This is a genomic window from Blautia sp. AM42-2 (assembly GCF_003480245.1).
Classification (GTDB): Bacteria; Bacillota; Clostridia; order Lachnospirales; family Lachnospiraceae; genus Fusicatenibacter; species Fusicatenibacter saccharivorans.
Genome location: NZ_QUIM01000002.1, coordinates 25,970 through 39,828, shown reverse-complemented (window position 1 = coordinate 39,828; position 13,859 = coordinate 25,970). Strand labels below are relative to the sequence as shown.

Here is a 13,859-nt window from a genome sequence, read left to right as displayed (position 1 = left end):
TTCAATGGAAAAAGGAAAAGTTCACAAAAAGAAAGCCACACCCTTTTGGGGCATGGCCTCTTTCTTTTCTCAGGCGGCGGCAATACGTACCGCCTGAGCGTTTATGTTACAGGTTCGGAGTAATTTGAACGAAAGAATTACTCTTCTGAGCCGTACAGTTTTACGAGTTTGTTCAGGTAAGTGTAACGGTCTTTTGCTTCCTGCTCGTTCTTGCCGAACAGTCTTTCTGCTTTCGCCGGGTTTGCACGTTTCAGAGAGTTGTAACGTACCTCGCCGTTCAGGAATTCCTGATAATCTCCTGACGGAGCCTTGGAATCCAGTGTGAATGCGCTCTTGCCTTCTGCAGCGAGTGCCGGGTTGAAGCGGAAGCAATGCCAGTATCCGGTCTGAACAGCGAGCTGCTCCTCGGTCTGTGCTTTGCTCATACCTTTCTTGATACCATGGTTGATACATGGAGCGTAAGCGATAATGAGGGACGGTCCCGGATATGCCTCTGCCTCTGCGATTGCTTTGACTGCCTGATTGTAATCAGCGCCCATAGCGATCTGTGCTACGTATACATAGCCATAGCTCATTGCGATGCTTGCCATATCTTTCTTCTTGGTTTCTTTACCGCCTGCTGCGAACTGTGCAACTGCACCGGTCGGAGTAGCTTTGGAGGACTGTCCGCCTGTGTTGGAGTAAACCTCGGTATCGAATACCATTACGTTGATATCTTTTCCGCTGGCAAGTACGTGGTCTACGCCGCCGAATCCGATATCGTAAGCCCATCCGTCACCACCGAAGATCCACTGGGATTTCTTAGCGAGGAAGTCTTTGTTCTTAACGATGTCTCTGCAAACGTCGCAGTCAGCGTCTTTGATTGCTTCTACAAGTTTCTCGGTTGCAGTTCCGTTGGTAGCGCCGCAGTCAAAGGTATCCAGATACTCTTTGCATGCTGCTTTTACTTCTTCCGGAGCTTTCTCGGAGTTCATAACATCCTCAACTTTGGCTTTCAGGCCGCCGCGGATTGCTTTCTGAGCGAGAAGCATACCATAACCGAACTCTGCGTTGTCCTCGAACAGGGAGTTGGACCATGCCGGGCCCTGTCCTTTCTCGTTTACAGTGTAAGGAGTGGACGGTGAGGAGTTACCCCAGATAGAGGAGCATCCTGTTGCGTTTGCGATGTACATTCTGTCACCGAACAGCTGGGTGATCAGTTTTGCGTAAGGAGTCTCGCCGCAGCCTGCGCATGCGCCGGAGAACTCAAGCAGCGGTTTCTTGAACTGGCTGCCCTTTACGGTATTCTCTTTGAATTTTGCTACAACGTCTGTCTTCTCTGGAAGAGCTGCTGCATAATCGAAGTATTTCTGCTCTGCTTCGTGTGCTGCAAGGCTTTCCATAGCCAGTGCTTTCACACCCTTCTTGCCCGGGCATACGTTTGCACAGGAACCACATCCGGTACAGTCAAGCTGGGAAATAGCCATTGTGAAGGTGTAGTCCGGCATACCGGTCATCGGCATGGTCTGGATGCCTTCCGGAGCTGCTGCTGCTTCTTCTGCGGTCATGGCAACCGGACGGATAACAGCGTGCGGGCAGACGAAGGAACATCTGTTACACTGGATACAGTTTTCCGGATTCCATACAGGTACGTTTACGGCGATACCACGTTTCTCGTATGCGGATGTGCCGGACGGAGTTGTTCCGTCTACGTAGTCTGCAAATGCGGATACAGGCAGGTTGTTTCCTTCCTGGGAAGTTACTTTTGCCTGGATGGTATTTACGAATTTAACAGCGTCAGCGCGGCCGCTCTCTGCATGAGTTGTGGTCAGACCTTCATCTTCTGCATTTTTCCAGCTTTCCGGAACTGCAACTTCTTTGATCTGTTTTGCACCCTCATCGATAGCTGCCCAGTTCTTTGCTACGACATCATCACCTTTACGGCCATAGGTAGCTTTTGCTGCTGCTTTCATGAGTTCGATGGCTTTTTCTTCCGGAATGATCTTCGCAAGCTTGAAGAATGCAGACTGAAGAATGGTGTTGATACGGGTCGGTCCCATGCCGGTCTCGATACCGATCTTAACGCCGTCGATCACATAGAATTTGATGTTATGGTTTGCGATGAATGCTTTTACCTGACCTGGCAGATGCTCTTCCAGTCCTGCTTCATCCCATGGACAGTTCAGAAGGAAGGTTCCTCCGTCTACCAGCTCCTCTACCATGTGATATTTGTTCACATAGGAAGGATTATGACATGCAACAAAGTTTGCTTTGTGGATCAGGTAGGTGGATTTGATCGGTTTCTTTCCGAAACGCAGGTGAGACATCGTTACACCGCCGGACTTCTTGGAGTCATAATCGAAGTAAGCCTGAGCGTACATGTCTGTGTTGTCACCGATGATCTTGATGGAGTTCTTGTTTGCACCTACGGTACCATCTGCGCCAAGTCCCCAGAATTTGCAGTTGATGGTTCCTTCCGGAGTTGTTACCAGAGGAGCGCCAACCGGCAGAGACAGATTGGTAACATCGTCTACGATACCAATGGTAAATCTCTGTTTTTCTGTATTTTCATATACAGCAACGATCTGAGCCGGTGTGGTGTCCTTGGAACCAAGTCCGTAACGGCCTGTGAATACCGGTGTGCTCTCGAATCTGCTGCCTTTTAATGCTGCTACTACGTCCAGGTACAGAGGCTCGCCAAGAGATCCCGGCTCTTTTGTTCTGTCCAGAACGGAAATCTGTTTTACAGTCTCCGGAATTGCATTGATGAGTGCTTCTGCGGAGAACGGACGGTACAGACGTACCTTTACAACGCCGACTTTCTTGCCTGCTGCTACGAGGTAATCGATGGTCTCCTCGATGGTATCGCAGACAGAACCCATAGCGATGATTACGTGCTCAGCGTCTGCTGCTCCATAGTAGTTGAACAGTTTGTAATCGGTTCCGATTTTCTCGTTTACTTTGTCCATGTACTCCTGTACGATTGCCGGAAGAGCATCGTAGTACGGGTTACATGCTTCTCTTGCCTGGAAGAAGATATCCGGGTTCTGTGCGGATCCTCTCTGGCACGGATGGTTCGGGTTCAGGGCATGTTTACGGAATGCATCTACTGCATCCATATCTACCATGTCTTTCAGATCTTCGTAATCCCATGTCTCGATTTTCTGAATCTCGTGGGAGGTACGGAATCCGTCGAAGAAATTGATAAATGGAACTTTGCCTTTCAGTGCTGCACAGTGTGCAACCGGTGTCAGGTCCATAACCTCCTGTACGCTGGATTCGCAGAGCATTGCGACTCCGGTCTGACGACAGGCGTAAACGTCTGAATGATCTCCGAAGATGGAAAGTGCGTGGCTTGCAAGGGCACGAGCGGATACGTTGAATACGCCCGGGAGCTGCTCGCCGGCAATTTTATAAAGGTTCGGGATCATCAGAAGAAGTCCCTGGGATGCGGTATAGGTTGTGGTAAGAGCTCCGGCTGCCAGTGATCCGTGTACTGCACCTGCTGCTCCTGCCTCAGACTGCATCTCAGTTACCTGAACTTCCTGTCCGAAAATGTTCTTTCTTCCCTGGGTTGCCCACTCATCGGTATGCTCCGCCATAACGGATGAAGGGGTAATTGGGTAAATAGCTGCTACGTCGGTATACGCATAAGACGCATGTGCTGCAGCCTGGTTACCATCCATGGTTTTCATCTTTCTAGCCATTTGATTTTATCCTCCTTAAAAAATGATGACCAAAAATTACTTTGGCTTTTCTCAGGTTGGTGTTCTGCCGGGTTTCGGTTGCCTCCGCGCTTCGAAAAACCCGGATAAGGGCATGGCAATGCCACTATGTCCAGTGTTTGAATTATAACACCGATTGGGCATTCTGTCCAGATTTTCTGTGGGTGTTCAGGGAAAAATACAAGTTTTTTACAACTTCTGGTAATTCCGCGTCGAATTTCTCGATAAAAAAAGAAGGAACGGCCCGCATATTTTTTCTCTTCTGCGGACAGTTCCCTTGCTTCTTTTATTTCTGATTCTGCGCCTCAATCTGTTCTGCGAGGTCGGTGAGATAAACCCATCTCTCGGTTTTTTCTTCCAGAGCAGCTTCGCTCTTCTCTTTTTCCGCCATCAGCTCGGCGAGCTTTGCAGAGTTGGTGGCGTTTTTGAGCATCTGATCGTCAAGCGATGCAATCTTTTCCTCGAGTGCGGCGATATCGTCATCGATGGTCTCGTACTCGCGCTGTTCTTTGAACGTAAATTTCAGGCGGGTCGGACGGTTCTGCTTCCAGTCATTGTTCTTTGGCTTTGCAGGTTCGTCCGCGGACGTTTTGGACGGCGCTGCTTTTGCCGTTTCTTCCGCACTTCCGCCGAAACGGCGTTCTTTTGCTTCGAGGTAATCGGTGTAGCCGCCCTCGTACTGCAGAAGATTTCCGTTTCCGTCGAATTCGAAGATGCGGTCCACGACGTTATCCAGGAAATAGCGGTCGTGGGAAACGGTGATGACGATGCCGACGAACGTGTTCAGGAAATCCTCAAGCACGGTCAGGGTCGGGATATCAACGTTGTTTGACGGCTCGTCGAGGATCAGAACATTGGCGCCGCTCACTAGGACGGATAAGAGATACAGCCTCCGTTTTTCGCCTCCGGAGAGTTTGGAAATCGGGGTGTACTGCATATCCGGTGTGAACAGGAAGCGTTCGAGCATCTGCGATGCGCTGATGCGGCCGTCACGGGTCTGGACATACTCAGCGATATCTTTCACGTAGTCGATCACGCGCTGATTCGTATCCATGTCCGGCTCTTCCTGTGCCAGATAGCCGATGCGGATCGTGTCGCCGATTTCGATGGTTCCCGCATCCGGCAGGACTTCTCCGGTGATCATCCGCAGCATTGTGGATTTTCCGCAGCCGTTCGGGCCAATGATGCCGACACTCTGGTTCCGCAGGAAGATGTATTCGAAATCTTTCATCAGCGTTTTATCGTCGAAGGCTTTGCTGACGTTATGGAATTCAATCGTTTTCTTTCCCATGCGGGTCTCGACAGCATCCATCTCCACGACAGCGTCTGCGGTCGGTGCCGTGCCATTTTTGAGTACTTCGAGACGTTCGAGTCTGGCGCGCTGTTTTGTGCTTCTTGCGCGGCAGCCGCGTTTCGCCCATTCGAGTTCCATGCGCAGGATGCTCTGGCGTTTCCGTTCAGAGGCGAGTTCCATCTCCTCGCGCTCAGCTTTCAGTTCCAGAAAACGGGAATAGTTGGAATCGTAGCTGTACATTTTTCCGTGGCTGATTTCGAGGATGCGGTTCGACACTTTATCCAGGAAATAACGGTCATGGGTGACCATAAAGACGGTTCCGCGGTAATTTTTCAGGTAATCCTCGAGCCAGGAGAGCATCGCATTGTCGAGATGGTTTGTCGGCTCGTCGAGGATCAGGACGTCAAAATCGGACGCAAGCACTTTTGCCAGGGCAACCTTGCGGCGCTGGCCGCCCGAGAGGGTGTCGAGTTTTGCGTCGTATTCGGTGATACCGAGCTGTACAAGGTTGCTCTGCACCTGCCATTCCTCCTCATCGCCGGAAAGGGCGTAGGACAGCACGGTGGCATCCTTTGGAAATTCCGGTGTCTGCGGAAGATAGGCCATTTTGAGGTTGTTCTGGCGGATAATCTGGCCGGAATCCGGGGTCTCCTCTCCTGCTACCATGCGCAGCAGTGTGGATTTTCCGGTTCCGTTGATTCCGACGATGCCGACCTTGTCGCCCTCCTGCAGGCCGAAGGAAGCATCGTCAAAAATCAGCTTATCGCCGAACAGTTTGCTGATGTGTTCGATGTTGATGATATTCATTTGCACAGTTCTGCAACGGTCTGGTTGATGACTTTTCCGTCTGCTTTACCTTTCATATCTGCCATAACGGCTTTCATAATCGCGCCTTTGTTTTTGGTTGCCAGCACGTCTGCGAATTTTTCCTGAATGTAGGCCTTGACTTCGTCTGCGCTCATCTGTTTCGGTGCGTACTCGCTGATGACGTCATAGCGGAACTGGTACTCTGCCTTTAAATCCTCGCGGGATGCCGGGCAGGTGTCGATCTGTTCTTTTACGGTTTTCAGCTCTTTTAAGATCACACGGTCTACGAGCTCCGGTTTGATGTCATCACGGCAGCCCTCGTCGATGGCAACCTTTTTGGCCGCGGAGATCAGGGAAGAGATGGCCTCTTTTCTTGCTTTGTCTTTTGCCTTCATTGCTGCTATCATATCACTTCTTAAGGTTTCTAATTCCATTTTTGCTTCCTCCTGATATTTTTTACTGTTGTTTTGAATGCAGTCTGAGCTGTTTTCAAATACGCTCAGAGTGCGTCTGAAAAAGGCTTTTCGTGAGCTGTAAGTCCCAGACACGCTCTAAAGTATATCACTTCTTTTTCGGCTTTTCCAGTCACTTTATAGTATAGCATTCTTATTTTTTCCATGGAAGACGATGCTTCGTTACCTGGATTGCCTGATGCGGGCACATTTCCTGACAGCAGAAACAGCGGATGCACTTTTTATAATCGTAGACCGGCGTATTTCTGCGGCCGTTATCAAAGCGGACGGCTTTCCCTTCCACCGGGCAGCTCTCGACGCAGACGCCGCATTTTTTACATTTTTCTTCTATGATATAGGGGCGGCTCTGGAAGACCCCGAGGATCTCGAGCAGGTCGAGGGCTCCTTTTTTGCGGGCTTTGCGGCGGTCGACGTTGAAGTTTGGATTTCCGTACTTTCTTTTCAGTTCTTCCTCGGATATGGTGCCATCCGCTGTCACGATTTCGATGCGGTCGTCGTGCCACGTTCCAAGGCCGAGCGTTTCCCCGTAGAGATTTGTCGGCACATACGACGGATCGAGGTTCACCAGATGGCAGAACACAGTATCCAGTGCGATCGGATCGGTGGACATAAGAAGAACTCCCATCGAAACCGGGTCGCCGGAAGTTGGACCATTGCCTTCCATTGCTACGATGCCGTCGCAGATATAAAGGCGCGGGGCGACTTTCTGGTTCAGCTCGATCAGCATGTGTGCGAATCTCTCAGCGTTCGGATACTGCGTGTGGCCGAGTTTTTTGTAGACGCCGCTGATGCAGCCGTACTGGTTCTTGACAGCTCCGGTGATGCGTTCCAGCGCGTGGGTTTTCATTTTGCTGACGCTGATGAGGGCGTCGCAGTCGAGTGCATCTTTCGCAATCATCAGAAATTTGCCATCGGCGGTTTCTACGCGCTCGCTCGTAAGGAAATCCTTCAGCGGAACGTTGTGTTTTTCCAGCACCTCTTTCAGCCCGGCTTCCTTTGCAATGCCCTCCGGGGTACCAAGGCCGCAGGAATCGCCGCAGGAAATATTCTCATAGCCATTTTCCTGCAAAATCGTGATCAGGGCATCCATGACTTCCGGGTCGGTCACGACGGCGCGTTCGCGTTTTGCGGAGCGGACGAGGTTCGGTTTTAATAAGATATTCTCTTCTTTTCCGATCAGAGATTCCAGGCCGCCAATTGCTTCCAATCCCTTTTGCAGGCTTTCCTTTACGCGCTCCGGCTCATAGTCGGGACAGGCAACCACTGCCACTTTGCTTTTTTCCATATTCACCTCATGTTTTTCCTATATTTCAAAAGAAGCTGCGATCCCCTTACCGGTTCTCACAGCTTCTTCGTATATTCACACAGAATATGTTTTTACTTATGCTACTTTGCTTTTTGCAAGCTCAGCCAGTGTTGCAAATCCTTCTGCATCGTTAACTGCCATGTCAGCCAGAACTTTACGGTTCAGCTCAACACCTGCCAGTTTCAGACCATACATAAATTTGCTGTAGGACAGACCGTTCATTCTTGCTGCTGCGTTGATACGAGCGATCCACAGCTGACGGAACTGACGTTTTTTCTGTTTTCTTCCTGCGTAGGAGCTGGTCAGTGCGCGCATTACGGACTGTTTTGCTACTCTATACTGTTTGCTTCTGGCTCCTCTGTAACCTTTAGCCAGTTTTAATACTCTGTTATGTTTTTTCTTAGCGTTCATGCCGCCTTTAATTCTTGCCATTTCTTATTTTCCTCCTTGATCTGTTGGGCGTAACTCTACCTTGCAAAAATTACATGTAAGGTAAGATTTTCTTCATGTTCTTTACGTTTGTTGCATCAACAGTAGTCTGTTTTCTCAGGTTTCTTTTTCTCTTCTGAGATTTCTTGGTTAAGATATGGCTCTTGTAAGCTTTATTTCTTACTAATTTTCCTGTTCCTGTTGTTTTAAAACGCTTTGCAGCTGCTCTGCTTGTTTTTACCTTTGGCATTTTAATTTCCTCCTTGATATTGATTCAAATGTATTTTAACGTTTAGCCGTCAAAAACATGGTCATGCTTCTGCCTTCCACCTTCGGCGCTTTGTCAACCGTTGCAATATCGGACAGACTCTCTGCAAATTCATCGAGGATGTATTTGCTGCTGTTCATATGTGCCATCTCACGGCCGCGGAAACGAAGTGTTACTTTTACTTTGTCTCCCTTTGTAATGAACTTACGGGCTGCACCTACTTTGGTATTAAGATCATTGGTGTCAATGTTTGGAGAAAGGCGAACTTCCTTGATTTCAATTGTTTTCTGTTTTTTCTTTGCTTCTTTTTCCTTGCGGGCCAGTTCATATCTGTACTTTCCGTAGTCGATAATTTTGCAAACCGGCGGTTTCGCTGTCGGAGCAATTTTCACAAGATCCAGACCTGCTTCCTGTGCTTTCAGGTACGCATCTCTGGCAGACATAATTCCAAGCTGTTCTCCGTTCTGACCGATCAGACGAATTTCTCTGTCTCTGATCTGCTCGTTAATCATTAATTCGCTAATTGTAGTGCACCTCCATCATTATAAAAGACTGTGTTCCCGCATTTTGCGGTGTAACGAAATCAAACTCGGCTCACCGGACCGGATTTGACTGATAACGCAAGAAAAGTGGATAGACAGACTATCCACTTAACATTGTACATAAATCTCTACACAAAGAGAACTTAAGATCAATATTGAACCGTAGTCGCGTGTTTGCGCTAGGGTGAGAGTGGATACTCTACTTTCTTTTTCTCAGACTATTGCAGTATAGCACTCTCCCATCCTGTTGTCAATACTGATTTTCGCATTTTTTCGTATTTATTTCCCGCAGCCACAGCGGAAGGAGCTGCACTCGGTTTCCTGGCAGCTGCATGCGCTGTCTCCGGCGATATGGATATCTCCGGCTTCGCATTTACAGTTGTCGTTAAAGGTACAGTTCTGCGCCTTGCAGTCGACACCGATTTTCGTACAGCCGCAGCCGGTGGAGTTGGACATCGTGCCCTCACCGCGCTCCTTGAAGCTCTCGCAGCACGTTTCCATGGAGCTTTTGGCTCCGCTTCCGCCTACGCGGATATCTCCTTTGGAACAGAGCTCGTTCTGGTTGTAAACACAGGTCATAGCGGAACAACTTAATGCTGGCATAATAAATTACCTCCTGAAATTTAGTTTTCTGCGGTTTCGCCCGCATAGAAACCATTATTTCCAAGAGGTAATTTTTTATGCCTTATTTATTTGATAATACCAGTGTCCAAAGTTTGGAAATCCGACGCAAGCAAAGCTTGCACGAGGATTTTTAAATTTTGGACACGCCAAATCATGAGTAAGTAGCCATTTTTCGAAGAAAAATGAGCGAAGTACGAATGTTTTGAAGATTGCGGGAGTACGAAGTACGGAGCAATCTGGTATCATAGGTGTCAATTTTTTTGACACCTACCTTATTTATTTTCTTTTGTTTCAACAGTAACCGGGCGGTTAACGCGGCTTGCGATTTCTTCTTTGATATCTGCGATAAACTGCTCCAGGCTTCTCTGGCCTTCATCACCTGCAAAACGGCTTCTGACAGATACAAGACCTGCTTCTTCCTCTTTTGCTCCGGCGATCAGCATGTATGGAATCTTCTGTCCCTGTGCCTCACGGATCTTATATCCGATCTTCTCGGAACGGGTATCCATCTCTGCGCGGATGCCTGCCTCGTGAAGGGCGTCCAGAACCTTCTTACCGTAATCTGCGTATTTGTCGGAGATTGGCAGAACCTTTACCTGTACCGGTGCAAGCCAGGTTGGGAATGCGCCTGCAAAGTGCTCGATCAGGATACCGATGAAACGCTCAACAGAACCGTAAACAACACGGTGGATCATAATCGGACGATGTTTCTCGCCGTCTGCTCCTGTGTATTCCAGTTCGAATCTCTGCGGCAGCTGGAAGTCAAGCTGGATGGTACCGCACTGCCACGTTCTTCCGATGGAGTCTTCCAGATGGAAATCGATCTTCGGGCCATAGAATGCGCCGTCGCCTTCGTTGACTACATAGTCAAGGCCAAGGTCATCAAGTGCGCCGCGGAGACCTTCGGTTGCTACCTCCCAGTCCTCATCGCTTCCCATGCTGTCTTCCGGACGGGTGGACAGCTCTACGTGATATTTGAATCCGAACAGTTTGTAAACCTGGTCAATCAGGTTTGCAACGCCTTTGATTTCATCTTTGATCTGCTCCGGTGTCATGAAGATATGGGCATCGTCCTGGTTGAAGCAGCGTACACGCATCAGGCCGTGCAGCTGGCCGGATTTCTCATGACGATGTACCAGGCCAACCTCTGCCAGACGCAGCGGCAAATCACGGTAGGAACGAGGCTCGGATTTGTAAACGAGAACGCCGCCCGGGCAGTTCATCGGTTTGATTGCATAATCTTCATCGTCGATGACGGTGGTATACATGTTTTCTTTGTAGTGATCCCAGTGACCGGAGGTCTCCCACAGACGACGGTTCAGGATGATCGGAGTGGAGATTTCTACGTATCCTGCTTTTCTGTGGATTTCACGCCAGTAATCCATCAGCGCATTTTTCAGATCCATTCCTTTTGGAAGGAAGAACGGGAATCCCGGGCCGTCCTCACTCATCATAAACAGGCCGAGCTCTTTTCCGAGTTTTCTGTGGTCACGTTTCTTTGCTTCCTCGATCATATGGAGGTACTCTTCGAGCTCTGCTTTCTTTGTGAATGCAGTTCCGTAGATTCTCTGCAGCATCTTGTTTTTCTCGCTGCCTCTCCAGTATGCACCTGCAAGGCTGGTCAGTTTGAAGGCTTTGACCGGCTTTGTGCTCATCAGATGAGGGCCTGCGCACAGGTCCGTGAATTCACCCTGGCGATAGAAGCTGATGACTGCGTCTTCCGGAAGATCTTCGATCAGTTCTACTTTATATGGCTCTTCTTTTTCTTTCATGAAGGCGATGGCTTCTGCTCTCGGCAGCTCGAAGCGCTCCAGTTTCAGATCCTCTTTTACGATTTTCTTCATCTCTGCTTCGATTTTCTCAAGATCCTCGCTGGTGAGCGGAGTTTCTCTGTCTACATCGTAGTAGAATCCGTCTGCGATGGACGGTCCGATTGCAAGCTTGGTCTCCGGGTACAGTCTCTTGATGGCCTGTGCCATGATATGGGATGTGGTGTGACGGAATGCTGCTTTTCCGCCTTCATCGTTGAAGGTCAGAATGGAAAGATTGCAGTCCTTGTCGATGACGGTACGAAGGTCTTCTACTTCGCCGTTTACTTCACCTGCACAGGCCATTCTTGCAAGGCCTTCGCTGATGTCTGCTGCGATCTCAATGATGGATTTCGGTTCGGAGTACTCTTTGGTACTTCCATCTTTCAGTGTGATGATCATTTGCTTTACCTCTTTCTTTGTATATTTTTCGCAAGCGTGTTTCAGAATTTTTATACTTTTTACAGCAACAAAAAAGTCCCTTCTGACACGCTTATGCTGTCAAAAGGGACGATGTATTTTCATTCACCGCGGTTCCACCCATTTTGTTTTTTCAAACCACTTCATTTGACGATAACGGAATCACCGGGCCGGATTGGGGCCGCTCAGAGCTGGTCTTCGATCACGTTCCTGTTAAAACCCTTGCACCACAAAACGGGGTTTCTCTCTGTCACATTCGCTGTGATTTACTCGTCTCTTCTACGCTTTGTTTTTTGTGTTCGGTGCTTTTTGGCTCCCGATAGTTTTAGATTATATCACCCAATGCGTGGTTGTCAAGACCTGCATGGGCGAAAAATTTATTTTTCTGGCGATTTTTGTCCTGCTGTCTGCAGAGCAATTTTTTCTTTTGCTTTTTCCGGCATTTCCAGCAGGGCAAACTCGTAAAAGATGCCGTAAATATACGTGATTCCACGGATATCGCCCAGCGCTTTCGGGCGCTCGACAACCGGTCTTTCGCTCTCCTGCTGTAATTCCAGCACTTTCTGATATGCACTCCGGACGGAGCTCCAGACAAGGCTTTTACTTTTCTCCCGGCGGTCGATCCAGAGTTCTTTGGTGTAGGTGCCGCTTCTTCCATATTTCATATGGTAGGAATACGGCAGACCGGAATACGTATGGAATTCAAACTCCTGGAACGCGACAACGCAGTCCCACAGGGCTTCTTCTGTCCGTTCCTCATGAAGCCTCCAAAGAGCCTGTTCTCTTTTTTCCTGTAAATTTTCCTGTGCTTCTTTGTTCTCTTCCATCTTTTTTGTCTTCTCCGTCGTATCCTTTATTCCACCAGAAATTGATCCAGCTCTGCCGCGACCACCGGATTGATTTTTACCTGAGGATGATCGATTTTTCTTCCCTGTGTGACGACCATCTCTACTTTGCGGAGAGCACGAAGATCCTCAAGCGGGTTTTCGGCGGTCACGATAAGATCAGCGGATTTGCCGGGCTCGATGGTTCCGGTTTCGGCTCCGATTCCGGCCATTTCGGCGGCGCGGGCGGTTGCGGTGTAAAGCGCGAAGGCGTTGGAGACGCCGACATATTTATGGATGTAAAAGAGTTCCCGCCAGAAGTCGTACTGCGTGATCCACGGACAGCCGACATCGTTTCCGAGGACGACGGGGATGTCGTTGGCGATGGCTTTTTTCGCACAATCTATGATTCCTTCGAAAACAACGTTACCATTGAACTGCTCTACCTCAGTTGCGTTGGTGATGGAACGGTCGAACAGCGCATACGGCAGGGCCGGGGACAGTGTCGTACATAGAAATGCATTCTTTTCTTTGAACAGGCGAATCATATCGTCATCCATTTTTGCACCGTGCTCGATCGAATCCACACCGTTTTCCAGTGCCACGCGGACACCCTGCGGCGATTCGACATGGGCGGCGACCTGATAGCCGAGTGCATGCGCCCGGTTACAGACGGCTTTTACCATTTCCGGTGCCATTTTGAGTTCTCCCGGAACGCCTTTTTCTTTGGCATCCAGCACACCGCCGGTGATCATCAGCTTGATCAGGTTGACATTTTCGCGTTTTGCCTCATCTACATGGGCGACTGCCGCATCGATACTCTCTGCTGCGATCGCTACCGAACCTGCCATGTGCCCGCCCGGTACAGAGATTCCCTCGTTTGCGGCAAGGATTCTCGGGCCGGTCTTTTTACCGGCTTTGATTTCATCGCGCAGCCGTGTATCGAAAGTGCCAAGACCACCGACCGTGCGGATCGTGGTAACGCCGCTTAGCAGTTCATCTTTTGCGAAGCCTGCTACCATGCGGTAGGCGATCGCGCGGGAAATTCTGTTGCTCATCAGGGTTTTGACGAGTTTTGCGTTGTCGCGCTGCTTCTTCTGCGGTTTTCCGTTGCCTGCGAGATGGACATGCATGTTGATCAGTCCGGGCATGATGTATTTTCCCTGCAGATCTATCTCCGTATAGCCGGAAAGTCTGGTTTCTTCCAGGACAATCGCTGCGATTTTTTCTCCTTCCGTCAGAATGATCAGACCGGTCTGAACCTGCATATCTTTCGTTCCGTTTAGGATTTTTCCGTTTTTGTAGGCATATTTCATACTCAATTCCCTCTTTTCTGCCAAACGTATTATGTTTTATTTTA

At 49.2% G+C, this 13,859-nt stretch carries 11 protein-coding genes; all 11 read right to left on the bottom strand.

Annotated features, from left to right (window positions below; all coding sequences use genetic code 11):
• Window positions 1-137 precede the first annotated feature (137 nt).
• On the bottom strand, window positions 138-3,686 hold the full coding sequence (gene nifJ, locus DW915_RS03235; RefSeq protein WP_118741565.1) for a pyruvate:ferredoxin (flavodoxin) oxidoreductase: 3,549 nt from the start codon (window positions 3,684-3,686) through the stop codon (window positions 138-140).
• Between the two features lie 304 nt (window positions 3,687-3,990).
• The gene (locus tag DW915_RS03230; RefSeq protein WP_118741564.1) at window positions 3,991-5,805 is read right to left on the bottom strand and encodes an ABC-F family ATP-binding cassette domain-containing protein; all 1,815 of its coding nucleotides are present in this window, start codon (window positions 5,803-5,805) and stop codon (window positions 3,991-3,993) included.
• On the bottom strand, window positions 5,802-6,239 hold the full coding sequence (locus DW915_RS03225) for a GatB/YqeY domain-containing protein (RefSeq protein ID WP_055221697.1): 438 nt from the start codon (window positions 6,237-6,239) through the stop codon (window positions 5,802-5,804). The genes DW915_RS03230 and DW915_RS03225 overlap by 4 nt, the downstream gene beginning before the upstream one ends.
• A 172-nt stretch (window positions 6,240-6,411) precedes the next feature.
• Window positions 6,412-7,563: a DUF362 domain-containing protein gene (locus DW915_RS03220; RefSeq protein ID WP_118741563.1), complete on the bottom strand. Its 1,152-nt coding sequence runs from the start codon at window positions 7,561-7,563 to the stop codon at window positions 6,412-6,414.
• A gap of 96 nt (window positions 7,564-7,659) precedes the next feature.
• Window positions 7,660-8,016 (bottom strand): 50S ribosomal protein L20, encoded by a 357-nt coding sequence (rplT, locus tag DW915_RS03215; protein WP_022461741.1) that lies wholly within the window; start codon window positions 8,014-8,016, stop codon window positions 7,660-7,662.
• A gap of 49 nt (window positions 8,017-8,065) precedes the next feature.
• On the bottom strand, window positions 8,066-8,263 hold the full coding sequence (gene rpmI / locus DW915_RS03210; protein ID WP_022461742.1) for a 50S ribosomal protein L35: 198 nt from the start codon (window positions 8,261-8,263) through the stop codon (window positions 8,066-8,068).
• Between the two features lie 35 nt (window positions 8,264-8,298).
• Window positions 8,299-8,793: a translation initiation factor IF-3 gene (infC, locus tag DW915_RS03205; RefSeq protein WP_022461743.1), complete on the bottom strand. Its 495-nt coding sequence runs from the start codon at window positions 8,791-8,793 to the stop codon at window positions 8,299-8,301.
• A gap of 309 nt (window positions 8,794-9,102) precedes the next feature.
• On the bottom strand, window positions 9,103-9,426 hold the full coding sequence (locus tag DW915_RS03200) for a DUF1540 domain-containing protein (protein WP_055221693.1): 324 nt from the start codon (window positions 9,424-9,426) through the stop codon (window positions 9,103-9,105).
• Window positions 9,427-9,719: 293 nt separating this feature from the next.
• Window positions 9,720-11,657 carry a threonine--tRNA ligase gene (gene thrS / locus DW915_RS03195; RefSeq protein WP_118741562.1) on the bottom strand — a complete coding sequence of 646 codons (1,938 nt, stop codon included), beginning with the start codon at window positions 11,655-11,657 and terminating at the stop codon, window positions 9,720-9,722.
• Between the two features lie 395 nt (window positions 11,658-12,052).
• The gene (locus DW915_RS03190; RefSeq protein ID WP_243033776.1) at window positions 12,053-12,502 is read right to left on the bottom strand and encodes a hypothetical protein; all 450 of its coding nucleotides are present in this window, start codon (window positions 12,500-12,502) and stop codon (window positions 12,053-12,055) included.
• A gap of 26 nt (window positions 12,503-12,528) precedes the next feature.
• Entirely contained in the window at window positions 12,529-13,815 is a 1,287-nt protein-coding gene (locus DW915_RS03185; RefSeq protein ID WP_118741561.1) for an amidohydrolase family protein, read from the bottom strand.
• Window positions 13,816-13,859: the final 44 nt, after the last annotated feature.

Excerpts from the sequence above, each read along its gene's own strand:
- DW915_RS03190 (WP_243033776.1), bottom strand. The coding sequence starts at position 12,502 with ATGGAAGAGAACAAAGAAGCACAGGAAAATTTACAGGAAAAAAGAGAA.
- thrS (WP_118741562.1), bottom strand. The coding sequence starts at position 11,657 with ATGATCATCACACTGAAAGATGGAAGTACCAAAGAGTACTCCGAACCG.
- DW915_RS03220 (WP_118741563.1), bottom strand. The coding sequence starts at position 7,563 with ATGGAAAAAAGCAAAGTGGCAGTGGTTGCCTGTCCCGACTATGAGCCG.
- DW915_RS03200 (WP_055221693.1), bottom strand. The coding sequence starts at position 9,426 with ATGCCAGCATTAAGTTGTTCCGCTATGACCTGTGTTTACAACCAGAAC.
- infC (WP_022461743.1), bottom strand. The coding sequence starts at position 8,793 with ATGATTAACGAGCAGATCAGAGACAGAGAAATTCGTCTGATCGGTCAG.
- DW915_RS03185 (WP_118741561.1), bottom strand. The coding sequence starts at position 13,815 with ATGAAATATGCCTACAAAAACGGAAAAATCCTAAACGGAACGAAAGAT.
- DW915_RS03225 (WP_055221697.1), bottom strand. The coding sequence starts at position 6,239 with ATGGAATTAGAAACCTTAAGAAGTGATATGATAGCAGCAATGAAGGCA.
- rpmI (WP_022461742.1), bottom strand. The coding sequence starts at position 8,263 with ATGCCAAAGGTAAAAACAAGCAGAGCAGCTGCAAAGCGTTTTAAAACA.
- DW915_RS03230 (WP_118741564.1), bottom strand. The coding sequence starts at position 5,805 with ATGAATATCATCAACATCGAACACATCAGCAAACTGTTCGGCGATAAG.
- nifJ (WP_118741565.1), bottom strand. The coding sequence starts at position 3,686 with ATGGCTAGAAAGATGAAAACCATGGATGGTAACCAGGCTGCAGCACAT.
- rplT (WP_022461741.1), bottom strand. The coding sequence starts at position 8,016 with ATGGCAAGAATTAAAGGCGGCATGAACGCTAAGAAAAAACATAACAGA.